This window comes from Paenibacillus sp. FSL H7-0737, assembly GCF_000758545.1.
Taxonomy (GTDB): Bacteria; Bacillota; Bacilli; order Paenibacillales; family Paenibacillaceae; genus Paenibacillus_AQ.
Map to the genome: position 1 here is coordinate 5,083,824 of NZ_CP009279.1, position 26,246 is coordinate 5,110,069.

A 26,246-nucleotide genomic window follows, 5' to 3' on the forward strand; every position below is an offset into this window, starting at 1 on the left:
GATCTGGACCAAATCAGTCATGCTACGTAGTCCAGTATTTACAGAGTTTATCGTATAAACATAAACTACCCCCAACGACTTAATGTTGATGGGGGAAACTTTCATTATCTTCATTACAAATCCGCAAGTATCTACTGGCAGATATCCACTATGGGTGCTGGTCATAGTGGGAGGTTTGAAACTTAAATCAAGAAAGTTTTAGATATGATTACCAACAATATAAACAGAACCAGAATTGCAGTCGTAGAAGTAAAACCTCCGCCAAACCCTCCAGCAAATTCACCCATCATAATTCCTCCTTTGTAAATTAATTCTACTTAAAATATACAGGCTTTTGTAATGATGACCAGCAGGATAAAGAGCACCAAGATTGCACCTGTGGATGTAAAAGCTCCACCAACAAAACGTTCAGGTTCACGTTCACGTTCACGTTCTCCAATACCGCATCCACCAACAAATTCGCCCATTCGTGAATTCCTCCTTTGTAATTGAATACAAATGTAGGATATGCCAGTTTTCTGATCGTGCTTGGGTATATGAGAGATGAAATTAACCCCGCTAACCAATTAAGGTAGACGGGGTATTTGATAGACACATTTATGCTAAAACTAAATTCAAATTCATTTCTGATGTAATAAACATCAGCAACCTTAACCTCCCATTCCTGGACTGGACCCTCACAATTAATTACGCAGTTGGCCAGAAACACCTTTTCTGTTTTTCAAATAGTTATATCCGCCAATAGATATGAGGGCTCCACACAACATTACAACCATCAAAGATGGTCGTTCCTCATTCGCAACATCATAAAAAATAATGAAAAGCCTGGTTTCATTTTCTCTGCTTTATGTATTTCTTAATCAAATAAAACAATACAAATCCTAACAACACCAAGCCAAGTATGGTGATCCATAGAATCGTTGGATTCCCTACGAAAAAGTATGTATTTCTGTATTGAAAATCTTCATTGCTCATCAGTATAAAGCTCCTTGTTCTACGAACTATCTATTTCTTCGCAGCCCATCGTTTTTCAACTTTGAAGCCCTTCTTAATTACTTTATTATCCCATGAATCCAGTATAATCCTGGGCTCTGACTCAAGGATATCCTTTGCTTTATCAATCTGCCCTGACTTGAAAAAGTTTATAATTTCTATAAGGTCACTTCTACTATGTAATCTTACGGCGTTATAACTAGCAAGTTCTTCACACGCTGAGGTATATTGGTTTGAGGATATTACCATGGACTTTTTTGCCCTGTAATATCTCATGGAACTATAGATCTCTTGAACAGCTCCTAACCCTACTGGATAAGAATAACGCTTTGCCTGAACGACATTTCGAACCCCCTCCCCGTCTGTAAACACTAAGTCAGATCCAAAATCTCTGCCTCCTCTCGTTTTATATGCATCACTATAACCCATGGCCAAAAATAAACGATACAGATATTCTACAAAGCCAGTTCCGTCTTCCATTCGGTCTATGTCCTGGATCGTAATCTTAAGTGGATCAATTACTATACTTTGGGGAGGGTAACTCTTCTTTCTAGATAAAACTTTGAATACAAAAATAGCAGTAATAATAGCAAGAATAACCAACAAAATTATCATTTTTGTCAACCAGCAACCCCCATTAATATAAGAACCTCGCATTAACTAATGAATACTTGTGTTCTTCTTCCTACTTCAATTCGTTCAGTAAATTTTCCTCCTGTATATTCTTCTATTGCCTTTTTCCAAAAGAGTTGAGCGGGCTTGTTGTTATCTATTTGGTAAACTTCCCATTTTCCCTGGTGCATATCAAATATATCTTTAGCAACCAATCTCCCTAATCCCAGCCTACGATACTTCTTCGCAATAAAAAATTCAGCAATAGAAAAATATGCGTCATCTTCTTCCCGATTTTTTAATTTGACTAAGACAAATCCAACAATTTTCCCATTGAGACTGATTAAATATGGATAATTGGGGTCTTTAGACCAATATTCATCAATTGGATAATTACCATATTTACCGTTTGCCTCAAACTGCAACTCCATAAATTCTGAGAAATCATAAATATAGAATTGTAACAGGTTGCTGAGTATTTCTTTATGTTCCAAGGTTGCTATTTTGATTTCATAGTCCATGTTTGATACCATCCCTCTGTAGATTCAACTATCGTTTCCCGTTAGTTAAGTCCCAAACAAACCATGTTGCGATAAATTACTTTATAGTGTCGTGTTCATAGATTTTGGTGGGTCGTCCCCATTCAAAATTATCCAAACCGATTTCTCTGAATCCATATTTCTCATAGTAACGAATATGGTCAGTCGTTATATAAACCTTCGTATATCCCAATTGCCCCACCATTTTTCTGGCATGCTCCAACAATACTGAACCTAAACCTTGCCCTCGCTCATTCTCGTCAATGAACAAAGGAGCAATCCATGGCGATAAATCTTTTCGAATTATATATTCCTGCTCAATCAATTGATAAAATCCAATTATTTTGTCGTTTTTTAATAGCAGAAATGTTAATGGCAAACCATCTTCAGCCGATAAACTTTCGTCAATTTTAGGGAGTACCACCTTCTGAACGTTTGGCCATTTTTCTTTAACATATTCAGCAAACTCTATATGACGCTCTGGACACTCTATTATAGATTTAATAGCTTGCATTAAGTCACTCCTTCATAAATACGGTTCTTGATGAGTATCACCTTCAAAAAAAGGTGCTTTCAGATTACACCTTAAGTTAACTGCGGGAAACGGAAAGTTTATTTTAAGTTAAACTATACTGCCTGTTAGCTTGATGAGGCAGGCGCCCGCCAGTCTATTGTGTTTTCATTGGCAATTTATACTGGAATGAGACGTGGTGAGATCCTTGGACTTCGCTGGGGTGATATCGACTTCGCAAAGAAAGAACTCAAGGTGATTCAGACGGCCAACTGGACACGGGATGGTTTAGTCATTCAACGCCCGAAGACGAATGATTCCATACGACGGGTAAAACTTTTTCAGAATATTATTGATGACCTTAAGAGCGCTACAAACAAATCGAGGATTATAAAAAAAGAATATGGAGACTCATATGAGGATAATGACTTAGTATGTTGCTAGCTGGTGGAGGCTATATAGATCCAAGGTAGCTGAACGACTGGGTATGACTCTAGCGATGTTCAACGAACGATAATCACCTACTCCCAATCAAACTGGAAGAGGCCGTTGACAAAATTGAAGCAGAACTGAATAAATACGCTGAAAAACAGTTCGAAACTGCAGAAAAATAATTCACGTTAGCAAATCCGTTAGCAAACTTAAAATCCCGGCCTTTCCCCCATCCTATTTTCTTTATATCACTAACCCTATAGACAGCAAAAAACCCTTACAAAGTAAGGGTTTTTGATAAGTGGGCCCTGAGGGACTCGAACCCCCGACCAATCGGTTATGAGCCGACCGCTCTAACCAACTGAGCTAAGGGCCCGGATCTAAAAATATCCGAATGTACAATTGCTGTTGTAAATAAATTGGTTGCGGGGGCAGGATTTGAACCTGCGGCCTTCGGGTTATGAGCCCGACGAGCTACCGGGCTGCTCCACCCCGCGTCAGAAAAAATATTCAAACAGCGACAATAAATAATATACATTACAAATTGGGTCTACGTCAAGGAAGAATTTATAAAAGTTCTCAAGGCAGAAATCTAACCCCGTATCTTCCCTTACGGGATCGATAAATTTCTACAAAACGTGGGTCATGATAACCGTAAATCCAGCCATCTTGCTCCAATCTTTTAGCCAAACAACCTGCTTGAAATCTGGTCCTGAACAGTTTCGCGAAGTATATCCAATTCATGATGCCCTCTTCTCCTTTTCGCAAATTTATGATACACCGCTCTGAACTTATCATGCCCAAGTTCCACAAAATAAGCCACCAGAAAACTGGTGGCTTAGGGCATATTCCAGAGTCATTCACCGATCGAGTCAAAATAGACCGTGGGATCTTTTTCAAGTGTATCCAGCATGGTATTCCCTTGCTTCTCCCAAGCTTTGAGTGCATTCTCGACGGTTTTCTTCCCCTGATAAACATCAATGAATAGTTGACGTCCAACATCGCTAATCCGGCTAATCCCAGGCTTCTGCATCTGTAAACTGATCAATAAAGGATCCGTTGCAGGTAAAGGCTTAAGTGTATAAAAAGCTTCCAAATTTACAGAAGGGGTCTGAGCGGTAATATAATCCTTACGGGAAGTCAGTTCACTCTTGTTATGAGCTTTAATTTTCGCAACCTCATTACTGTTGACGAACTTAATCAAATCCCAGGCATCTTCCTTATTAGTAGCCGTAGAACTAATTGCCATCATATTACCAAGCCATGTTCCAATGGCAACATCCGGTTTTTCCTGAAAGGTAGGTACAGTAACCACACCCCATTTGATGGGACTGTAATTTTTGATCTTAGCAGCATTACGGGCCACTCCCGCCAGTTCATTGAGATAACCATATTCTCCAACGACCATTGCTGCTTTTCCTGTGAGGAACAGATCGCCTTGGATTGGACTGTAGGCATTCCCTTCTGTTCCTGCAAAATCCAACCCATTTAGCTCAGGTACAATTTGTTTCTTAACCAACTGGCTGTAAGTAGTCCAAGCCTGATTCCACTGTGTGGTATTTACAGTCATGTGCTGACCCTTATTATCGTACATCGTAAGTTCTAGCGGTGCGACATAGCTCTGCATATCCCAGAATGGATCACTTAAGTAACGGTTCATCGAGAACCCGTATATCCGAGTTTCTTTATTAGATGACTTCTTCGTCACCTTATCTGCCAGTGTAAACAGTTCATTCCAAGTCATCTTGTCCGTTGGATAGCTCACACCAGCAGCATCAAAGATTCCCTTGTTATAAAAAAGCGCACTAGACGAGAAGATCGGCGCCAACGCAAAAAGACTTCCTCTACCCAGCTCACGAACTCCATTCAGCATTGTAGGCGCCATATTGCTTAAATCATACTGATCACGCGCTATAAGCGGCTCCAGCGATTGGACAAGATTATGATCTACCAAACTCTTCACTAATGCGCTATCACCGACGATCACATCAACAGGCTTATCCCCGCCCATAATTGCTCGGATATTTTCCAAATTGTCAGAGCTTGCGTCTGAGGAGGTGTTATTGTACCGAAGGTCATTCGTATCTATAGCCGGAATAATCTCCAATTTGATTTCTGGATGCTGCAATTCATACATATCTGTAAACTGCTGACGAAAAAACGAATCGTCCTCCCCAGACCATAGACTCCCAATACGCAATACACGTTGCTTCACTGAAGCCTTAGAAGGCTCAGCCCAAGCCGTATTCCACCCATCAGAGATTAGTGGTAGTATCAGCGCAGCGCATACCCCAAGGCTTAACCAGCGGCGCCACAGCCGTTTATTGTTGTTTATATGATTCATTATTATATCCTCCCATAAATACTTGATTCTTCTACATCTTATGGATAAATAATCCATAATCCTAGTAACAGTATAAAGCTTTAATCAAGAAGGGAAGTTACAGGACGTTTAAAGTTATACTACGATTTCTTCATATTATTCTCATAAAAATGTTACTAGGAGCTTTTGCAGATACACGATCTCCACTTTCCCACTCACACTTGCTCACTTACTACATTCCCGCTGACCGACACAATCCTACCCTCTACGACTGGATAATTGCACTTTCTGCAACTATTAGAGCCGAGTTTATTTTGGTTCTCCTTTTAATTGCACTCTGTACAATTAAAAACCGTTACTAGAAGGTTTCGACAGATACTAGGCTGATAATAATTGCGCAAAGTGCAACTATAGTTCCAATTCCTCTAAGAAAAGTTAGTTTAAGTGTACAAAATACAACTATTCGTGTCTTGGATGACAGTTGAGAATGTTGTGTCCCTCTTTTTATTCGCACTCCTCACAATAATAAAAGCCCCTCACTGAAAAGTGAGAGGCTCGCCTAAACTATACTCATTTATTTAAGCTTAAACACCAAATGATGAAGGATCTTTTCTCCAAGACTTCAGTACTTCTACGTCCGTCGATTCAATTTTACCTTGTGCAAGAGCCACATCAATCAATGTGCTGTAGTTGGACAAGCTTTGTAATGGCATTTCAGCTGCAGCAAAAGCATCCACTGCACGGTCCAGCTCATAGCTGAAGATTGCGAGTACAGCCAGCACTTCTGCGCCAGCTTCTTGCACGGCCTGAGCCGCTTTGATGGAGCTTCCACCTGTGGAGATCAGATCTTCAATAACAACAACCTTTTGTCCCGGCTTAATCAGACCTTCGATCTGATTCTGCTTGCCGTGGCCTTTAGCTTTATCACGGATATAAGCCATAGGCAGATTGAGCTTATCTGCTACCCAAGCTGCGTGTGGAATACCCGCGGTTGCTGTACCTGCGATCACTTCAGCGTCCGGATACTCGCTCTTAATAAGCTGGGCGAAGGCATCTGCAATATAGTTACGAACTTCTGGGTAAGCCATAGTCAGACGATTGTCGCAATAGATCGGCGATTTGATACCAGAGGTCCATGTAAAAGGCTCCTGTGGACGCAGCGCTACTGCTCCAATCTCCAGCAAATAACTTGCTACTTGTTCACTTCTATTTAATGAGCTCATGCTAGGGTCATCTCCTCAATAATGTTTAGTGCTGCGTGACGTGGATCTGGTGAAGCTGTAATCGGCCGTCCTACAACAAGGTAGTGACTACCCTGACGAATGGCTTTTCCAGGCGTCATAACCCGGGACTGATCGTCCAAGGAAGCACCTGCTGGCCGGATACCCGGTGTAACCGTGCAAAATGCTGGGCCGCAAGCTTCTGCGATAGCTGCGGACTCTTGTGGCGATGCTACTACGCCATCTAGACCCGCATCGGCAGCCAGCTTGGCGTATCTTACCACAGTATCCGCTACCTCTCCAGCGATCCCAATTTCGTTATTCATCACTTCTTGACTCGTACTGGTTAGCTGGGTAACTGCAATAATCAAAGGCATCTTAAGGGCAGCATTAGCACTAACTGCTGAAGCCGCTCCTTCGCGTGCTGCAGCCATCATGGCTGAGCCTCCTGCCGCGTGTACGTTAAACATATCAGCGCCAAGATTCGTAAGACTTTGAGCGCCACCTTTTACCGTGTTAGGGATATCATGCATTTTCACGTCAACGAACACAGAATAGCCACGAGATTTCAGCTCTTGAATAAATTCTGGTCCTGCCGCATAGAACAGCTGCATGCCTACCTTCATATAGCAAGGAATTCCTTCCAGCTTATCGATCAAGGCTCTTGCTCCAGTCACATCAGGATAATCCAAAGCGATCATCAGACGGTTCGCCATCGCTTTCCACTCTACTTCTCCTACTCCCATAACCATGCTCCTATCCAGTGCAGACTACATCCACACCCTTTATTTATTAGACCCTAGGCATAGCGGAACGGTCTGCGTAAACGCAAACCGCCCTATGCATCTTTATGAGATTAGTTCAATTGTCCGACAAAAGCAGGCATGGACTGTGACGAGAAGTTAATCGTCTGCAGCATTCTGAGAAGTGCCGTCACTGTATCCAGTGAAGTCATACATACGACGCCATTCTCAACCGCTTCACGGCGGATTCGGAATCCGTCACGTTCTGGCGTTTTACCTTTAGTCAGTGTATTAAAGACGAAGTTAGCTTGCCCACCACGAATCAAGTCGAGAATGTTTGGCGCACCTTCATCCAGCTTATTTACATTCATTACGTTGAGGCCTGCTTCTTCAAGCGCTTGTGCCGTGCCTCCAGTAGCAATGATTTTGTAACCCATGGAGTGGAAGCCTTTCATAAGTTCTACAGCTTCTGCTTTATCTTTATCTGCCACCGTAACGATGATAGCGCCAGTAGCTGGAATTTTCATCCCTGCTCCGATCAGACCTTTGTATAAAGCTTTTGCATACAACTTATCACGGCCCATAACTTCACCGGTCGATTTCATTTCAGGTCCGAGTGTAGGTTCTACTCTGCGTAGTTTCGCAAAAGAGAACACTGGTACTTTAACCGATACATAATCGCTTTCCGGCCACAAACCTTCTGTATAACCGTCATCCTTCAGCTTGCTGCCGAGAATGATTTTGGTTGCCAAATGCGCCATTGGAATTCCTGTCACCTTACTCAGGAAAGGAACCGTACGCGAGGAGCGTGGATTTACTTCGATTACGTATACTTCGTTCTGATAGATAACAAACTGGATGTTGACCAGTCCAATCGTCTTCAGTTCCTTAGCGATTTTAATTGTGATCTCAGCGATTTTCTCTTTTAGACCTTCATCCAGATATTGCGGAGGATATACGGCGATAGAGTCACCGGAGTGAACACCTGCGCGTTCGACATGTTCCATGATGCCCGGAATAACTACTGTCTCACCATCACAAATCGCGTCTACCTCAACCTCTTTACCTAACATGTAACGGTCAATCAATACCGGATGCTCCGGATTCACTTTCACCGCTTCTACCATGTAGCTAAGCAGTTCAGTATCGTTATATACGATTTCCATTGCACGTCCGCCTAGTACGTAGGAAGGACGTACCAGCACCGGATACCCAAGGGATTGTGCAGTTTCTACAGCTTGATCCACGTCGGTAACCGTCTTACCTTTCGGTTGAGCGATATCAAGGCGTGCCAGCAAAGCTTCGAATTTCTTACGGTTCTCAGCTTCATCAATGCTATCAAGGCTAGTTCCAAGAATCTTCACACCAGCAGCACTTAGAGGTGCCGCAAGGTTAATCGCTGTTTGACCTCCGAATTGAACAATAACTCCAATCGGATTCTCTTGCGCAATTACGTTCATGACATCTTCGAAGAATAATGGTTCAAAGTACAACCGGTCCGAAGTATTAAAGTCTGTAGATACAGTCTCAGGGTTATTATTGATGATAACCGCTTCATATCCAGCCTTTTGAATGGCCCATACCGCATGAACTGTGGAGTAATCGAACTCAATCCCTTGACCGATCCGGATTGGACCAGATCCCAGCACGATAACCTTTTGCTTATCAGAATGAATGACCTCGTTCTCAGTCTCATAAGTCGAGTAGTAATAAGGTGTAGAAGCTTCGAACTCAGCCGCACAAGTATCTACCATTTTGAACACAGGTGTTAAACCTTGCTCCAAACGTAGCGCGCGCACATCAGCTTCTTTGGTGAATTTCCCATTCGCTTGTCCTTCTGCACGAATCTCAGCAATCGCACGGTCTGTAAAGCCTTTACGTTTCGCTTGGTATAGAGTTTCCGCAGACAAAGTTTCTTCGCCGCGAATAACCTCTTCAAAGTTAATCAAACCTTCAATTTTGGAGAGGAACCACCAGTCCACGTTCGTAATATCCTGGATTTCTTGCAAACCGTAACCACGGCGGAAAGCTTCAGCAATCAGGAACAGACGCTCATCGTCAGGCTTCGCAAGACGTTCACGCAGCACGCTCTCTTCCAGTGACTCTGCACCTGGCAGACGGAACCGGTGAACACCAATTTCCAAGGAACGGATCGCTTTATGAATCGATTCTTCAAAAGTACGGCCGATCGCCATTACTTCGCCTGTCGCTTTCATTTGCGTACCCAGCTTACGGTTCGCATGAATGAACTTGTCGAACGGCCAGCGTGGAATTTTACTTACGATATAGTCAAGTGTAGGCTCGAAGCATGCATAAGTCTGTCCGGTAACCGGATTGACGATTTCATCCAGCGTGTAACCCATCGCGATTTTGGCAGCCATTTTGGCAATCGGATATCCAGTTGCTTTGGACGCCAAAGCCGAGGAACGGCTGACACGCGGGTTTACTTCGATTACATAATATTGATAACTTTGCGGATCAAGTGCGAATTGTACGTTACATCCACCCTCAATATTCAGGGCGCGGATGATTTTGAGCGAAGCTGTGCGCAGCATTTGGTATTCACGATCCGATAACGTCTGGCTAGGTGCCACAACGATACTGTCACCTGTATGTACGCCTACAGGATCAAAGTTCTCCATGTTGCAGACAACGATACAGTTGTCATTAGCATCACGCATAACCTCGTATTCAACTTCCTTCATGCCGGCAATACTCTTCTCAACCAGACATTGTCCGATCGGGCTGTAACGAATTCCTGCTTTGACAGTTTCACGCAGCTCTTCTTCGTTATCGCAGATCCCGCCGCCTGTGCCGCCAAGCGTATAAGCTGGACGTACAATCAGAGGGAATCCAATTTCCTCAGCGAATTTCATTGCTTCATCTACAGTAGTGATAATGGTGCTGTCCGGTACAGGTTGATCCAATTCACGCATTAGATCACGGAACAAATCGCGATCTTCTGCTTTCTCAATGGAATCAAGCTGTGTACCAAGAAGCTTAACATTCTCTTGCTCAAGCACACCTGCACGAGCCAATTCTACAGCCATATTTAGGCCAGTTTGACCGCCCAGCGTTGGAAGCAATCCATCTGGACGCTCTTGGCGAATAATTGCAGTTACGAATTCAAGCGTAATAGGCTCGATGTACACTTTATCTGCAATATTTGTATCTGTCATAATCGTTGCTGGATTGCTGTTAATCAGTACGACTTCCACGCCTTCTTCTTTAAGGGCTTGGCAAGCCTGAGTTCCTGCGTAGTCAAACTCCGCTGCTTGGCCGATGACGATCGGTCCGGAACCGATCACTAGTATTTTTTTAAGTTTATCGTTCTTTGGCATGTTATAGAGCTCCTTTCACGGCTTCAAGCTGTAAGTTAGTTTTTGGCGCCGTGATTCTGGCGTTTGCCGCAAGTTGTGCCTGACGTGAAACAACAGGTGTCTTTGCTTTATGATCGGCAATCAATTGAAGGAAGCGATCGAACAAGTAGCTGCTGTCATGTGGTCCTGGCGCCGCTTCTGGATGATATTGCACCGAAAATGCTGGGTAACGAGTATGTTTAATACCTTCAACAGTCTTATCATTATTATTAATGTGAGTAACTTCTAGTTCAGTGTTCTTCACAGATTCCTCATTCACGGTATAACCATGGTTCTGGGAAGTGATGAAGCAGCGTCCGCTTTCCAATTCCTTCACAGGGTGATTCCCACCGCGGTGACCGAACTTCAGCTTCTCTGTATCCGCTCCACAAGCAAGTGCAAACAACTGATGACCAAGGCAGATGCCGAAGATCGGATATTCACCAAGCAATTCAGAAATCGTCTTGACAGCGTGAGGCACATCTTTAGGGTCCCCAGGGCCGTTGGACAGTAGGATACCATCTGGGTTCAGACGGCGAACTTCTTCCGCTTTTACATCATGTGGCACTACAACAACATCACAACCACGTTCGTTAAGCTCACGTAGGATACCAGCCTTCGCACCGTAATCCACAAGTACAATTCTTTCTTTGTTGCCTGGGCTGCTGTACGAACTTGCAGTTGATGTACGAGCTACCTGATTGCGCAATTCCTCAATCGTAGTATTTCCCATCATTTCCATCAGTTCCTCTACACGTTTGTTAGAGGTGGTCAAGATCGCTTTCATTGTTCCGTAGTGGCGAATAATCCGAGTCAACATCCGAGTATCAATCTCGCTGATCCCTGGAATATCGTATTCTTTCAACAAGTCGTCCACACTATATTCAGCACGCCAGTTACTAGGTACTTCTTCATGACGGCGCACTACAAAGCCGTGTACAAAAGGTCGAACAGATTCAAAGTCATCCCGAGTAATTCCGTAGTTCCCGATCAATGGGTAAGTCATAGTAACGATTTGTCCGCAATATGAAGGGTCAGACAGCACCTCTTGATATCCTGTAATTCCTGTATTAAAAACAACCTCGCCTGTCTTTTCGCCCTCAGCGCCAAATGCGGTACCTGTAAATAAAGTTCCGTCTTGCAGCAGCAATCTCGCCTGCATTCCATTCCACTCCTTCTTGTTTCTGTAGTCTAATGCTTATGCCTTACAAGCCTTCCGGAGTGAACGTGTACACAATCGCTGCATCCGTAAAGATCAGCAACTCCGCCCCACCAGTCCGCTAGTTTTTCTCAGTCCATACGGCTTTGCCGTCTACCCATGTCATTACTGGCCAGCCCTTAAGCTTCCAGCCACCGAAAGGGGTATTCCGTCCTTTACTTGCGAAAGATCCTGGGTCTACTTCTTTCTCCTGCTCCAAATCAATCAGTGTCAAATCTGCAGGAGCTCCGATATCCATCACACCGGTGTTCAGTCTAAATACCCGTGCAGGATCAGCAGTCATTCTTTGTACTAGTAAGGATAAATCCCATTTCCCTGTTGCTACAAACGCTGTGTATAGTAGTGGGAAAGCTGTTTCGAATCCAACGATACCAAAAGGTGCAAGTTGCATGCCTTTAGCCTTCTCTTCCTCACTATGCGGCGCATGATCCGTAACAATCATATCTAGTGTGCCGTCAAGCAAACCTTCGATACATGCTTCAACATCGCGGCGGGAGCGAAGCGGCGGGTTCATTTTCCAATTGGCATCAAGGCCTGGAATATCTTCTTCAGAGAGCAGCAAGTGATGCGGACACACTTCAGCAGTTACTTTAATACCGATTTCTTTCGCTTGGCGAATCAGTCGCACCGATTGTTCAGTACTTACATGGCACACATGGTAATGAACGCCTGTCGCTTCAGCCAGCAAAATATCGCGTCCAACATGGATGGCTTCTGACTCATTTGGAATTCCTTTCAGGCCATGCTTTCTTGCGAACTCACCTTCGGCTACACAGCAGCCTTCAACCAGTGAATTATCCTCGCAGTGAGCAATGACTGGCATATCCAGTGCTGCGGCGATGTTCATAGCATCTTTCATCATTTGAGCACTTTGCACGCCCACGCCGTCATCGGTATAACCAATAGCTCCAGCTTCTTTAAGCGCTGCAAAATCAGTCAGCTCACGTCCGAGCTCATTTTTCGTAATGGCTGCATAAGGAAGGACTTTAACGAGTCCTGCTTCACGCGCTTTGTCTTTGACAAATTGTACGATTTCCGGGGTATCTGTTACTGGACGGGTATTAGGCATACAAGCGATGGTTGTAAATCCGCCTTTGGCAGCCGAACGACTTCCGGTTTCCACTGTTTCCTTGTGTTCAAATCCCGGTTCGCGTAAGTGCACATGCATATCAATGAGTCCTGGAATGAGCAGCTTACCTTCAGCATCAATGATCTCTCCAGCTTCTGGAGCAGCTTCATTTCCATCGATTAAGGCCGAGATAACACCTTCTTCAAGTACAATATGTTTCCGCTCTAACAAGCCTTCCTTAGTCAATACGCTGGCGTTTCTAATAATCACTGTCATGATTCTACCTTTACCCACAGATCCCGGCTGCGGGCCCTCTCGTTATTATATAATAAAAATTCATGTTTGTGTATATTTATTAGTCCTTATTCATCATCATTCTTTAAACTTTATAATAAAGCTCTTTCGAGAACTGCCATCCGAACCGGAACCCCATTAGACATTTGCGGGAAAATCCTAGATTGACTGCTCTCTACAACTGCATCATCAATCTCGACATTCCGGTTAACCGGAGCTGGGTGCATAATGATTGTATCTTTTGCGAGCTTAGCTGCGCGTTCTTCCGTTAAACCATAATGTCTGCGGTAATCTTCCGCGGAAAGTACGATGCCAGAAGAATGACGTTCCAGCTGTACACGAAGCATCATTACAACATCTGCTTTAAGAGCTTCCTCTATGGTTACATAAGGTGCGTATTCCATAAGCTCAGGAGCCTTCATATTCTCCGGTGCACAGAATTGCACTTTAGCCCCTAGCTTTGTAAGTCCCCAGAGATTGGAGCGTGCTACCCGGCTATGCATGATGTCCCCGATAATAGAAACCGTGAGACCCTTTAAATCTCCAAACGTTTTGGTCATGGTGTAAAGATCAAGCAGCGCTTGTGTTGGATGTTCATTGTTGCCGTCACCCGCATTAATAAGCGGTATGGACACCTTCTCAGCTAACTGCTGCAGCACACCTGCAGGCTTCAAACGCACAACTCCGGCATCGATCCCCATCGATTCCAGTGTGCGTACTGTATCGTAGATCGACTCCCCTTTTTCTACACTAGAAGCTGCAGCCGTAAAATTCAGTACTTGTGCACCCAGTCGTTTCTCTGCCATTTCAAAGGAGAAACGAGTGCGTGTGCTGTTCTCAAAGAACATGTTAGAAATAAAATGCGAGTTCAAAATGGGAGTTAGCTTCTCGCTCTGATTGTCCCAGTATGCCGTTCTGTCCAGCAGCCCAGTGATTTCCGACCGGTCAAGCTCTTTTATTCCCAGCAGACTACGTTCCTTTACCTTGGTAAGTGTCATGATGTTATCGTTCCTCCCGGTTTGAAATAATGTAGACCTCATCTTTGCCGTCGTATTCCTTCAGCGCCACTTCAATCTGCTCATGCTTTGAGGTAGGTACATTCTTACCGATGTAGTCTGGTCGGATCGGCAGTTCGCGGTGTCCACGGTCAGCCAGTACTGCCAGTTGAATCATTCGTGGGCGTCCGCAATCCATCAAAGCGTCCATCGCCGCGCGGATGGTGCGTCCGGTGTAAAGCACATCGTCGAACAAAATGACCTTCTTATCATGGATGCCATCATTGCCGGAAGTAATAATGACGTCACTCTTCACTACTGCTTCACTGCCTCCTACTTCACGGTCATCCCGATAATGCGTGATGTCGAGTTCGCCGTAAGGAATCTCGACGCCTTCAATTTCCTTGATCCGCTCAGCGATGCGCTGTGCTAGGTACACGCCTCGTGTTCGGATACCGACCAGCAGACAATTTTCAATCCCTTTGTTCTTCTCCAAAATCTCATGAGCAATACGCGATAATGCCCGGCGGATCGCCGTTTCGTCCATAATTACATTTTTCTCAGTAACCATAATCTTGTCACCCTCCACTTGTTTCGCCTGTTCAAGTTCCTGGAAATCAAAAAACTCCTTGCCTATTAACAGGCAAGGAGTGAAATCCGCAGATGAAGAAGATGATGGCCGCGCGCATAAAAAGACAGTCCGGTGTATACACTCGGATACCTTTCTAAGAGTCGCGAACCTCGATTCACGTTACCTTGCCAGCCTCACAGGACTGAATTAAAGGCGCTATTCATTTAATGAGAATTATGACAGAACAAACCCTGCATGTCAACATTATCTGCCTAAACTACAACACTTTCCAAGACTGCTTCTATTAACAACAAAAGGAAGGCGGTATTATGGGGAAAACCGGAAAACCTCCCTATAATTAGGCCACAATAGTCATTATGATCAGGTTATGCGGAATTCCTCCCTATAAATTGAAGGATTTCCTTGAATACAATTAAATATGCTGATATAGAGGGGGGAATTCCCTATATTCTAGCGGATTGAAGCTAAAATACAAAATTAGAGGGAAGAATTCCCTATCTTACAGTAGCTCTATTCTACACTAGTCTAATCCACAGTAGACTAGCCATCACATAAAGAAAAACCACCCAAGGTTTCCCCTAGGCGGCTTCAATGTCTAACTAATGTTTAAAATTCAAACTCCACATCGCTTAAGCGTCTTTGGATTTCAGAGATGACACGTCTTTCTTCCTCTTCCCCTTTAGCAATAAAGGTAACAGAGAAACGTACAAACGGACCTGCATCATCCCAAGGCACGGTGGAGATTAGCTTCTCACGGATCAGGAATTGCGAGAAATCCTCACCGGATTCGAAACGGCGACCACCTTTGACACCCTTAGGTGCTGCAACATAAAGGAAGAAGGAGCCCTTTGGTTTCTCAGCTTGGAAGCCCAGGCTGTTCAGTGCATCTACCAACAGGTTGTGACGACGAGAATACTTGGCAGCAATCGCTTCAGTAATCTCTGGATGAGCAAGACCGTAAGCCGCAGCTTTTTGAATCGCGATAAATTGACCGGAATCATTATTATCCTTCACATCACTGAAGGCTTTAACTACTAGCGGATTACCGGCCACAAAACCGATTCTCCAGCCTGTCATATTGTAGGACTTGGACAAGGAATGCAGCTCTACGCCAACATCCTTAGCACCCGGAACTGACAAGAAGCTAAGCGGCTTCAAACCGTCATAGGTCAAGGCAGCATATGGTGCATCGTGGATAACGACTACATCATATTTTTTAGCCCATGCAACTACCTCAGCAAAAAACTCAGGAGTCGCACTAGCGCCCGTCGGATTGTTTGGATAGTTCAAGTAAAGAAGCTTGGCTTTATGAGCAACTTCTTCTGGAATTTCGTTCAGATCTGGAAGGAAGTTATTCTCCTTCTTCAGCTCTACTGTAAACACTTGTCCACCCAAGTATTTAGTGTGTGTACCCAGCACTGGATAACCCGGCACCGTCATGATCGTAATATCACCTGGGTTAATGAAGCAAGAAGGCAACATCGCCAGTGCAGGCTTAGAACCGATCGAGTGAACTACCTCCGTAACGGGATCAATGCCTTCAACACGGAATACGTCCCGCAAATAATCAGCAGCAGCTGTCTTAAACTCAACAATTCCATTGTCCGCATAACCACGGTTCTCTTCCTTAGCTGCTTCTTCAGCAAGCTTAGCCACAATACCTGCATCAGCCATCTCATCTGGCTCGCCTACACCCATATCGATCAATTCAATATCAGGAAAATCCTGTTTCGCGGATGCTTTGGCACGTTTGATTTTCTCGAATTTATAAATCGAAGTGTCCTTGCCGTAGTTCGCACCGCCGATACGGTCTGCAAAATTAGTCTGAATGAAGCTGTCTTGGTATTGTTCAATACTCATACTTTCATCTCATCTCCTGGCTATCTATTCTAATTTTAGAAGAAACGGCTTCGCCGTCCCTTGGATGGCTTATGTTTCTAGAGATCCGTTTCTGTGATAAAAAATAAGGATAAAGAATAAGGCATAACCTTCTCTTTATCCTTATGTTATTAAATATGATGGAAAGCAGAGTTCAATACCATAGACTAATTATCACTTCATTTGTACTTATCTGCTGCGCAATGTGAACAGAACATCTTCCATGTCTTCCGGAATAGGTCTGCTGAATTCTTTATATTCACCTGTCGTAGGATGAATAAATCCAAGCACCGCCGCATGTAACGCCTGTCCATTCATAGCTGTTCCTTTACTGCGTCCATAAATCGGATCCCCCACAAGCGGATGACCAATGAATTTCATATGCACTCTGATCTGATGCGTACGGCCAGTCTCCAGCTGCAGCTCCAGTAGTGTACAGTCACCGAAACGTTCCATCACTGTAAAATGGGTCACAGATTTCTTGCTGTTCTTTTCCGTCACAGTGTATAGCTTGCGATCATGTGGATCTCTACCGATCGGAGCGTCAACCGTTCCTTTGTCATGCGACAAATTGCCGTGTACAACTGCTATATAGCGGCGTGTTACACTGTGCTCTTTAAGCTGTGCTGCGAGCGACGCGTGACTGGCATCATTTTTAGCCACCATAATAAGACCAGAGGTATCCTTATCAATACGATGTACAATACCTGGACGAATCTCACCATTAATACCGGACAGATCCTTGCAGTGATACATCAGTGCATTTACCAAGGTGCCTGACGGGTGCCCGGCAGCCGGATGTACAACCATACCACGCGGCTTATTTATAACAATGACATCGCTGTCTTCGTATACAACTTCAAGTGGAATATTCTCTGGGATCAAGTCTGTAACTTCCGCTTCTGGTACGACAATGGAAACTTTATCGCCTTCTGAGAGCTTATAGTTAGCTTTAACCGGTGCCCCATTAACCGTAACATGGCCACCACTGATCCACAGCTGCACCTGAGAACGAGAAATATCCTCTTCCCAAGATTCCGTTATATATTTATCGATTCGCTCCCGCGCGTTCTCTGCTGAAACGGTCCACTCCGTGACGTCCCTCTCTTCTTCGCTCGTAGATGCCGCTTGGTGATTGACGTCTTTACTCAAATCATTCATTCCCTTCTTTTACTTCCTTTGCTTCTTTTACTTCTTTGATTTCCGTGATTTCTTCACCATTCTTAAGATCGCGGAAGGAGTCCAAAAGAATCAACCCAACCCCAATGACGATACATGAATCCGCAACGTTAAAAATCGGGAAGCTATAGCTTCCAAAATTAAATAGAAGGAAATCGACAACCTCACCACTGATCATCCGGTCTAGGAAGTTACCTATCGCTCCACCCAGAACAAGTCCAAGGGCGACCGATAGCATTTTCCGCGAATGTCTAGTTTTGTTCAAGTACCAAACGATACCTGCAACCACTACAACCGTAACTAAAAAGAAGAACCATTGCTGACCTTGTAGAATCCCAAAAGCAGCCCCGCGATTACGATGTGAGGTAATTAGGAAGAAATTCCCGATCACCGGAATCTGTTCCCCAAGCTCCAGACGTGTGGCAATGAGATACTTCGTTCCCTGATCCACCAAAAATACAATAAGAGCAATCAAATAGTACACCACAGAAGTTGTCACTCCGTTCTTATTTTTCCCGCCAAATGCGGTACGAATACTGTTATAAGACTTGTATATTGTAGCACAGCCCTTAGAAGATCGTCTATTGCGTGACACCTCTCGGGCGCTTAATCTTGGGGACTATTTTCCATCGCTAAAATAACGCCTCTCAGGTCAACCTAACAAAGAACCATCCGGTGCAAATCGGTTTGTCGGAAGGATTCTTAAAAAAGTACAGAAAGGAGCTTACTCATCATGACGCACCTGACAGTACAGCAGCTCTCAGAGCTACGCGCCCGATTAGAAAAAGACCGTGATACTATTCAGCACAGGCTTCAGAATAATGAAAATTACGGCTTACAGGAATCCATGCGGGATGGCACCGGAGAACTTTCCGAGAATGACAACCATCCAGGCGATGCAGCCACCGATTTGTATAATCGCTCCATGGATATTTCACTGCTAGAGCGGGACGAGCATGAGCTGGATGATATTGAAGCTGCTCTCAACGCTATGGATGAAGGGACCTATGGGATATGTAAGGCTAGCGGTAAACCGATCCCTTTTGAGCGTCTATCCGCTATTCCCTCCACGCTTTATTGTAAAGAGCACGCCCCACGTCAAAATGCACCTTTTACTCGGCCCATTGAAGAAGAATTTTTGTCTCCTCCATTTGGGCGTACGAGTCTCGATGAACGAGAGGATCAAAACGGCTTTGACGGTGAGGATGCCTGGCAGATTGTAGAAAGCTATGGAAACTCCGATTCCCCCGCCATGGCGGAAGGCAGCAACATTGACTCCTATAATGACATGGAGATTGAAGCCGATGAGCTTGAAGGCTGCGTAGAGCCTTGGGAGAACTTTATCGCCACCGATATTACAGGCAACAATGTAGTTGTAGTACCGGGACGTAGCTACGAGCGTTATAAGGATAGTGGCGAGGGAAGTTACATGCTTGATCCGCTCGAAGGCGAGGAGTAAAAGCATTGTCCCCCGCAAGAAAAATGAACAGCGTGCGGTTCCAGTTTCATTGGGAATGGCCCGCTGTTTTTTTATTTTTTCTGCGCTATGTCATTTTGTTAAGAAAATGTTCAGATTCAGCTGATAAACTGATCTAACGCATGCTGAAATCGACATACAAGGAGTGTAACGTAAGTGAATCACGACTATTTTAAAAATGTACAACAACTCAGTCATGAAGATGACCGACGATATTTATTATTAATGAGAGGCTTACGCATCATACACGAGGAAAAAAAGCAGCGCAGCCCTCTCCAAAGATTAAAAAAGGAAAGGTACGGACTGGGGAGAAACATAGAAGCCCAAGGCTGGATAAATCCACCAAAGAAGATTGACCGAACCCTAATCCCTTCAACAAACCAAATAAAGACGGCTTCGCCTTAACAAGCTATTTGAATTCCAGCTGACGTTGAACAATTCGTACAATATCCGCAATATAATCTCCGATGATCGGTAGATTCAATGCTCCAAGTACCTGAAGAACATAGATGATCGTTGCCGCAAAAAAAGTAAAGCCTAGCGCAATCCCTACTCCACGAGCCGCTCCATATAAAATATTTTTCCAAATTAGAGTCCAAGGTGAATATAACAGCTCCGTATACTGATAAATTCGTGATTTCTCTAAGATATGGGCCCATTCAAAGGTTAATCGATACATTGTATTCATTTTTTCTTCCAGTGGAATGTCTTCTGGATTGCGATGATCTGCTGTTAAACGCTCAGGGTTTTCCTCAGGAATAACCTTTTTCTCCGCTCCCTTATCTGGGCTGTTCTTGTTGCCGGATGTCTTGACGGAGATTCTGTTCTTCTGATCCTCCACAGCCACAGCTCCTCTCATACGTCTATATTCGCCACAAAGTAAACGAGCCCGGTCAAAGAGAATACATCTCCTTGAGCACGAGGCTCGTTATTTTCGCGGGCGAAATATAAAGACTATATTTCCCGCATAAACAGAAGTTCTCTGTTTACACTTGTGCCGCTAGTATATGCTGTTTTGGGACAGGTAATGCAGATTTACACTTCTATATGGATACCGATGGATTTACCACCGACATCTACCGTTTCAAAAGCGTGTTCTCCGCCAAAATCAACCGTAGTCACAAGTACATTGTCTCGCAATACATTCTCAAAGGCTGTAACTGCTGCTTTAAGCTCATCGTCTACACTCAGCGTGAGTGCGATCCGTTTCTCGATCGGCAGATCCAAACGTTTACGGTAATCTTGAACCGCACGAATGATCTCACGAACCCAGCCTTCTTGTTCAAGCTCAGGTGTGATTTCGGTATTGAGCGCAACCGTAATTCCATATCCGGAAGCTGCGGCGAAACCTGCTTTAGCTTCTTTTTCAACGAGTAGCTCTTCAGAAGTGATCACCAGTTCTTCTCCCTCTGGCGTCGCAATCGCGATTGAGCCATCTTGCACTGCTTTGCGGGTAGAGTCACTGTCCAAAGCTTTTAGGAAGCCTTGCAGGAAGCCGACGTTTTTACCGTATTTTTTACCGGCAACTTTAAGATTCAGCTTGAGTGTGAAGTCAACAAATCCACTATCGCTAGTCTCTAGCACGATGTTTTTGATGTTGATCTCGTCTTTGATGATCTCTTCATACTCAGCCAAATGGAAGTCACGGTTCATCGAAACGATCAGCTCAGACAGCGGTTGACGATTCTTAATGCCTGTTTCGTTACGCACATTACGCGCCAGCTCAACGATTTGTCTCGCACTTTCCATATCCTCTTCCAGCTCTTTATCGATCAAGCTCTCATCAGCAACCGGATAATCTGCTAAATGCACACTTTCTCCACCGCCAAGATTCGTGAAGATATCTTCAGACAACATCGGTGTAAATGGAGCCATCAAAGACGCTGTCTTCAAAAGCACATGGGTCAGTGTACGGTAAGCATCCAGCTTATCTTCACCTAGACCACTACCCCAGAAACGGTCACGGGAACGACGGATATACCAGTTGCTCAGCTCATCTATAAAGTTCTCAATACCTTTGGATGTATTCACGAAGTCATTTACTGCAAGTCCTTTGTCTACCAAAAGAATCAAGCTGTTCAGACGGGACAAAATCCAGCGGTCCAGCTTATGTTCTGATACTTTAAAAGGATGATCAGCAGGATCATAACCATCGATGCCTGCATAAAGCGTCAAGAACGCATGCGTATTCACCAGTGTATCTACAACTTTCGATTTGGTTTCCCCTACAAGACCACGAGAGAAACGTTTGTTATTCCACGGTGCACTATCGGATAGAATCGCCCAACGGAAAGCATCCGTGCCGTAATCGTTCATGATATCCCAAGGATCAATAACATTGCCTTTTGATTTTGACATTTTCTGACCATTCTCATCAAGGATATGACCGTGAGCAATAACAGCTTTATATGGAGCTTTACCTTTAAACAAGGTAGATACAGCTAGTAAGCTGTAGAACCATCCACGTGTCTGGTCGATCCCTTCACAGATCATATCCGCTGGATATTGATCATTCAGCTTATCCTCGTTCTCAAATGGATAATGACTTTGCGCAAATGGCATCGAACCACTATCGAACCAAACATCGATAACTTCTGGTGTGCGAACCATCTCTGCCCCTTCGCTGAAAGGACTGCGTAGCTTGATCTTATCTACAAAAGGCTTATGCAGCTCGATATCCTCAGGTACATCGCCAATCGCCATCGCTCTCAGTTCTTCAATGCTGTGTGGAGCGAACTCTTTGCCCGTTTCTTGACATACCCAAACATTAAGCGGTGTGCCCCAGTAACGATTACGGCTGATATTCCAGTCCACCAGTTCATCCAGGAACTTCCCGAAACGGCCTTCACGTACATGATCAGGATACCAATCTACACTGTTGTTGTTAGCAATCAGCTGATCTTTGATCGCTGTAGTGTTGATGAACCAGCTGTCTGTTGCGTAGTACAAGAGTGGTGTATCACAACGCCAGCAGAACGGATAGCTGTGCTCGTATTTTTCTTTACCGTAAAGCAGTCCTTTTTCAGACAAAGCTTTAACGATATCCAAATCGCAATCTTTCACGAAGCGTCCAGCAAAATCGGATACTACATCCGTATACTTACCGGAATTATCAACCACGTTCACGAAGCTGATGCCGTTCTCGCGGCAAGTCTTGTAGTCATCTTCACCATGCGCTGGTGCCATGTGTACGATCCCTGTACCACTGGAATCTGTAACGAAGGAAGCACCTACGATGACATTGCTTTTCTCTGCCTTGATGTATCCGAATGGAGGAGCGTAAGTTTTACCGATAAAATCGGAACCTTTATGTGTAGAAAGGACTGTGTGCTCGCCTTTCATTACTTCCTCCACCAAATTTTTGGCAACAATGTAGATACCGTCTTCTTGTTGTACACGTACATAATCCATGTCAGGGTTCATGGCTAGCGCCATATGTGCTGGCAGCGTCCAAGGTGTAGTCGTCCAAGCTAGTACGTAGTCTCCACTGTCATCCAGTTTAAACTTTGCAGTCGCACTGAGATCCTTGACAGTCTTGTAGCCTTGGGCTACTTCATGGGAGCTTAGGGTAGTCTGACAGCTTGGGCAGTAAGGACTAACGCGGTGTCCGCGGTAGAGCAACCCTTTCTCATGCACAGTAGCCAAGATGTTCCACACGCTCTCGATATACGTGTTATTCAAAGTTACGTAAGGATTATCTAGATCCGTCCAGTATCCGATACCCTCTGTAAACTCGCGCCATTGCTTCTCATAACCGAAGACGCTGTCTTTACATTCCTGAATGAATTTTTCTACGCCATATTCCTCGATCTCTTGTTTGCCGGAGATGCCAAGCTTCTTTTGTACGCCTAGTTCTACTGGCAAACCGTGTGTATCCCAGCCCGCTTTACGTACCACGCGGTAACCTTTCATCGTTTGGTAACGACCGATGAAATCCTTGATTACACGGCCCAGCACGTGCCCGATATGCGGTGCACCGTTCGCTGTTGGAGGACCTTCGTAAAATACATAGTTCGGACGTCCTTCACGATTCTCCATCGATTTACGGAACGTATTTTCGTCGCTCCATTTCTTGAGTATGCGGACATCTCTTGCCCGCGCTTTTTCTTTGACATCTACTTTTTGCATGTGATGGTCAATCCTTTCATGGTTTAGTCTTTAAAGCTCTTTTCGATCCTTGGGCAGTCTGATTCAGCTCTTGCCTTCGGTACCCGAGCCGCGATCCCAGGGCAGCACTGGCTCGGGGCACCACTGGGACCGGCGAGTGAAACGCCGGTCTGCTCTAGCAGTGAAGGCCCCGCAGGCTAACCCGCCAGGGGAGCCTAAGAAGGGCCGCTCCTTCAGCCACCTGAGTCCGTTCGCTTCCACCATCGTACCCGTTTGCACGAGGCTTTACATTGCGGGTGTCCAGAGGGCGGCAGCCCTTGGGGTCCCCCTTAGAAAGGGGGATTTAGGGGGATGGCCCGCCCCGGAACAACAAAATAAGCGTCATCCCACCCCCAAAGGGGCGAGACAACGCTCGCGATACCACCCTAATTCTGCGCATGAGCACATCCTTAAGGGGAGTGTATTCAGCACAATCTCAGTCCTGCGCGTAAATCTCATGCACAGGTCCGGTGTAACGTCCGGCGGACGGCTAAGCTTACGCACGATCAACGCTTCAGCTTAACTTCTAGGGGAAGATCTTCCGGCAGGGTTCGAACAATCGGCTCTCAGCAATCACCGACTCTCTGGAGAACGTTACCTTGTCGTACTTGTCCCGTCATCGAATACATATAAACATTATACAGATATGTTCTATTTATAGACTTTTTAAGTCTAAATGTCAACAACCGCTAGCGAAATCCGCATTAGGAGTATACCTGTGCAGGCGGAATACTTTATTATGATCGATTTTAGCTGAAAATAAAAATAGAGGGAATAACTCCCTCTATTTAGCCGATTATAGCATGAAATTATAAATTAGAGGAAATTCCCCCTATAAATTCAATCAGCATTCATTCATCATAATGCATTAGATACGATGTAGAACATCATCCTTAAAGGTTACGTTCTCGCTTGCCTCACGACTCTCCAAGGCATTCCAGTCATCCTGTGACAACAGCTCGAGCTGTGCTTCCACCAATGTGCGGAAACGAGTGCGATAGATCGAAGCTTGCTTACGCAATTCTTCAGTCTCAATAGCAACCTTACGGGATTTGGATAACGCTTCGTTAATAATCCGATCCGCGTTCTTTTCCGCTTCCTTGATAATGAGCTGCGATTCCTTCTTGGAGTTGTTCTTCACATCATCCGCCGCTTCCTGAGCGACTAAGATCGTTTTCGATAAACTCTCTTCAATATTCACAAAATGATCTAAACGCTCTTGAATGGACAAAAGCTGATTCTGCAGCTCTTTGTTCTCACGGATGACACTTTCGTAATCCTTAATTACTTGATCCAGAAATTCGTTGACCTCGTCCTCATCATAACCGCGAAGTCTCCGAGAGAACTCCTTGTTATGTATATCGAGCGGTGTTAATGGCATGCTGTGCACCTCCTAGAAATTTCGGACCTTCTAAGTCTCTGAACCATACCTGCGCAGCAGACAAAGAAGAAAGACTGTACTTCAAGTAAAGGCAGAGGATGTATCGACGTTCCAACTGCCATTCATGGTTCGCCTCTTTTATAAAATATCGGCGTCCTGCTTTAAAAATGTTTGATTCCCTCGAAATAATCAATTTCGACAAGTAAAGCCGGATTCCTGCAAGGGATTCACACAAATTTACCAACCTGAACACGGTATCGGCCCTTTTTCGTCAAACTACCAACCTCTAGAACCTTGAATCGACCAAATCCTTGAATAGATACCATGTCACCATCTTTAAGTCCGCAGGAAGGGTCTTCTTCCACTTTCCAATTTACCCGAACGCGCCCAGCCTTGATGGGAGCAAGAATTTTGCTTCGGCTAAGCCGTGTTACATCTGCGGCTATGCCATCCAATCGTAGGGACGCTACAGTCAAATCCATCATTTCCAGCTTCACCTCACTATTACGCAAGGCAGAAAGTGGCAATACCTCCGTGCTCACCTGTATTCGGTGTACTCCAGTTAAATTCATGTCTAAATAATCTGCAATATCTGCAGCTACTACCACATGACAACCATCGTCCAGAACATGAATATCACCGATTTTTCCACGTTTTACTCCAAGACCCAGAATAGAGCCCATGTAGTCCCCATGCTCTAACGCCAGAAACTTTTGCTCACCAGAGGTTATCGCAAGAACGCTCAGCTCCATGTCCTCATGATCCAGATCACGGTAATCAGGCGCAATGAGTGCTCGCTTCCGCTCTGCCTCAGGGTGGCCGCCTTCCCATCTAACGATAACATCTGGATGTCGATTGACGAGACTTTGCAGAATAAATCCTTGGCGCGGATCTAGAAATTCGGTCAGTTTCGTCTCATGATATTCTCCAGCATGGGTAACCCATTCCCAAGCCTTGTCCACAAATTGTCTTTCATCGGGATGAAAATGCCCGTAAACTTCTGTCTTCATCACTTCTGCCTAAAAAATTAAGTGCAAAATGGATTTGAGTCCACCTGCCGCAAATTCCAAGACGAATAGTGCAATGATCGGGGAAATATCAAGCGTACCAAAGAGTGGCGGAATAAACCGACGAAATGGTGTCAAATACGGCTCAACAAGCTTGCTCAGCAGTTCTCCGATAAAGTTCTCACGAACGTTTGGTAACCACGACATCAGTACGTAGAAAATAATCATGTAAAAATAAATATTAAACAGCATATCAATAATGTAATCAATTTGGGGC

The 26,246-nt window shown here is 44.6% G+C and carries 24 protein-coding genes, 2 tRNA genes and 1 other annotated feature; of the genes, 2 read left to right on the forward strand and 24 right to left on the reverse strand.

Features of this window, described 5'->3' with window-relative positions; all coding sequences use genetic code 11:
- Positions 1-182 precede the first annotated feature (182 nt).
- From H70737_RS31340 to H70737_RS22285, 5 genes are all read right to left on the reverse strand, one after another.
- Positions 183-287, reverse strand: coding sequence for a YjcZ family sporulation protein (locus H70737_RS31340; RefSeq protein WP_231573505.1), 105 nt, complete (start codon positions 285-287; stop codon positions 183-185).
- A 30-nt stretch (positions 288-317) separates the two neighbouring features.
- Positions 318-467, reverse strand: a complete 150-nt coding sequence (locus H70737_RS31110) for a dihydroorotate dehydrogenase (protein ID WP_197071333.1) — start codon at positions 465-467, stop codon at positions 318-320.
- Between the two features lie 538 nt (positions 468-1,005).
- Positions 1,006-1,617, reverse strand: coding sequence for a restriction endonuclease (locus H70737_RS22275; RefSeq protein WP_442950244.1), 612 nt, complete (start codon positions 1,615-1,617; stop codon positions 1,006-1,008).
- A gap of 32 nt (positions 1,618-1,649) precedes the next feature.
- Positions 1,650-2,126, reverse strand: a complete 477-nt coding sequence (locus tag H70737_RS22280; RefSeq protein WP_042190793.1) for a GNAT family N-acetyltransferase — start codon at positions 2,124-2,126, stop codon at positions 1,650-1,652.
- Positions 2,127-2,202: 76 nt separating this feature from the next.
- The gene (locus H70737_RS22285; RefSeq protein ID WP_042190795.1) at positions 2,203-2,658 is read right to left on the reverse strand and encodes a GNAT family N-acetyltransferase; all 456 of its coding nucleotides are present in this window, start codon (positions 2,656-2,658) and stop codon (positions 2,203-2,205) included.
- A gap of 186 nt (positions 2,659-2,844) precedes the next feature.
- Here H70737_RS22285 and H70737_RS22290 point away from each other — a divergent pair, with 186 nt between their 5' ends.
- On the forward strand, positions 2,845-3,099 hold the full coding sequence (locus tag H70737_RS22290) for a site-specific integrase (protein ID WP_231573506.1): 255 nt from the start codon (positions 2,845-2,847) through the stop codon (positions 3,097-3,099).
- A 290-nt stretch (positions 3,100-3,389) separates the two neighbouring features.
- Here the strand turns inward: H70737_RS22290 and H70737_RS22295 are convergent.
- From H70737_RS22295 to lspA, 14 genes are all read right to left on the reverse strand, one after another.
- Positions 3,390-3,463 (reverse strand) — tRNA-Ile (locus H70737_RS22295).
- Between the two features lie 44 nt (positions 3,464-3,507).
- Positions 3,508-3,584, reverse strand: a tRNA-Met gene (locus H70737_RS22300).
- A gap of 82 nt (positions 3,585-3,666) precedes the next feature.
- On the reverse strand, positions 3,667-3,831 hold the full coding sequence (locus H70737_RS31115) for a hypothetical protein (protein ID WP_019909365.1): 165 nt from the start codon (positions 3,829-3,831) through the stop codon (positions 3,667-3,669).
- Positions 3,832-3,943: 112 nt separating this feature from the next.
- Complete coding sequence (locus H70737_RS22305) at positions 3,944-5,431, reverse strand: ABC transporter substrate-binding protein (protein WP_042190799.1); 1,488 nt, start codon at positions 5,429-5,431, stop codon at positions 3,944-3,946.
- 563 nt (positions 5,432-5,994) lie between these two features.
- Entirely contained in the window at positions 5,995-6,633 is a 639-nt protein-coding gene (gene pyrE, locus H70737_RS22310) for an orotate phosphoribosyltransferase (protein ID WP_042190802.1), read from the reverse strand.
- Positions 6,630-7,376 (reverse strand): orotidine-5'-phosphate decarboxylase, encoded by a 747-nt coding sequence (pyrF, locus tag H70737_RS22315; protein WP_042190804.1) that lies wholly within the window; start codon positions 7,374-7,376, stop codon positions 6,630-6,632. The genes pyrE and pyrF overlap by 4 nt, the downstream gene beginning before the upstream one ends.
- A gap of 110 nt (positions 7,377-7,486) precedes the next feature.
- Complete coding sequence (gene carB / locus H70737_RS22320; RefSeq protein WP_042190806.1) at positions 7,487-10,714, reverse strand: carbamoyl-phosphate synthase large subunit; 3,228 nt, start codon at positions 10,712-10,714, stop codon at positions 7,487-7,489.
- Position 10,715: 1 nt separating this feature from the next.
- Positions 10,716-11,894, reverse strand: coding sequence for a glutamine-hydrolyzing carbamoyl-phosphate synthase small subunit (carA, locus tag H70737_RS22325; RefSeq protein ID WP_042190808.1), 1,179 nt, complete (start codon positions 11,892-11,894; stop codon positions 10,716-10,718).
- A gap of 118 nt (positions 11,895-12,012) precedes the next feature.
- On the reverse strand, positions 12,013-13,296 hold the full coding sequence (locus tag H70737_RS22330) for a dihydroorotase (RefSeq protein WP_042190810.1): 1,284 nt from the start codon (positions 13,294-13,296) through the stop codon (positions 12,013-12,015).
- Between the two features lie 110 nt (positions 13,297-13,406).
- On the reverse strand, positions 13,407-14,312 hold the full coding sequence (locus H70737_RS22335; RefSeq protein WP_042190812.1) for an aspartate carbamoyltransferase catalytic subunit: 906 nt from the start codon (positions 14,310-14,312) through the stop codon (positions 13,407-13,409).
- Between the two features lie 4 nt (positions 14,313-14,316).
- The gene (gene pyrR / locus H70737_RS22340; protein ID WP_042190814.1) at positions 14,317-14,880 is read right to left on the reverse strand and encodes a bifunctional pyr operon transcriptional regulator/uracil phosphoribosyltransferase PyrR; all 564 of its coding nucleotides are present in this window, start codon (positions 14,878-14,880) and stop codon (positions 14,317-14,319) included.
- A 627-nt stretch (positions 14,881-15,507) separates the two neighbouring features.
- Entirely contained in the window at positions 15,508-16,761 is a 1,254-nt protein-coding gene (locus tag H70737_RS22345; protein ID WP_042190817.1) for an LL-diaminopimelate aminotransferase, read from the reverse strand.
- Positions 16,762-16,968: 207 nt separating this feature from the next.
- Complete coding sequence (locus tag H70737_RS22350; RefSeq protein ID WP_042190820.1) at positions 16,969-17,940, reverse strand: RluA family pseudouridine synthase; 972 nt, start codon at positions 17,938-17,940, stop codon at positions 16,969-16,971.
- A complete protein-coding gene (gene lspA / locus H70737_RS22355) occupies positions 17,933-18,445 on the reverse strand; it encodes a signal peptidase II (RefSeq protein ID WP_042190823.1) in 513 nt (170 codons plus the stop codon). Before lspA ends, H70737_RS22350 begins: the two co-directional genes overlap by 8 nt.
- Before the next feature lie 246 nt (positions 18,446-18,691).
- On the opposite strand from lspA, the gene H70737_RS22360 reads away from it, so the two are divergent.
- Positions 18,692-19,417: a TraR/DksA C4-type zinc finger protein gene (locus H70737_RS22360; protein ID WP_042190825.1), complete on the forward strand. Its 726-nt coding sequence runs from the start codon at positions 18,692-18,694 to the stop codon at positions 19,415-19,417.
- Between the two features lie 427 nt (positions 19,418-19,844).
- Here H70737_RS22360 and H70737_RS22370 read toward each other — a convergent pair whose 3' ends face one another.
- From H70737_RS22370 to H70737_RS22390, 5 genes are all read right to left on the reverse strand, one after another.
- Positions 19,845-20,135, reverse strand: coding sequence for a DUF5665 domain-containing protein (locus H70737_RS22370; protein WP_371915735.1), 291 nt, complete (start codon positions 20,133-20,135; stop codon positions 19,845-19,847).
- Between the two features lie 335 nt (positions 20,136-20,470).
- On the reverse strand, positions 20,471-23,563 hold the full coding sequence (gene ileS / locus H70737_RS22375; protein ID WP_042190829.1) for an isoleucine--tRNA ligase: 3,093 nt from the start codon (positions 23,561-23,563) through the stop codon (positions 20,471-20,473).
- Positions 23,564-23,935: 372 nt separating this feature from the next.
- Positions 23,936-24,210 (reverse strand) — a binding site (T-box leader).
- 239 nt (positions 24,211-24,449) lie between these two features.
- Entirely contained in the window at positions 24,450-24,962 is a 513-nt protein-coding gene (locus tag H70737_RS22380; RefSeq protein WP_042130215.1) for a DivIVA domain-containing protein, read from the reverse strand.
- A 227-nt stretch (positions 24,963-25,189) separates the two neighbouring features.
- A complete protein-coding gene (locus tag H70737_RS22385; RefSeq protein ID WP_042190831.1) occupies positions 25,190-25,972 on the reverse strand; it encodes a YlmH family RNA-binding protein in 783 nt (260 codons plus the stop codon).
- A 9-nt stretch (positions 25,973-25,981) separates the two neighbouring features.
- On the reverse strand, positions 25,982-26,221 hold the full coding sequence (locus tag H70737_RS22390; RefSeq protein ID WP_042194359.1) for a YggT family protein: 240 nt from the start codon (positions 26,219-26,221) through the stop codon (positions 25,982-25,984).
- Positions 26,222-26,246 lie beyond the last annotated feature (25 nt).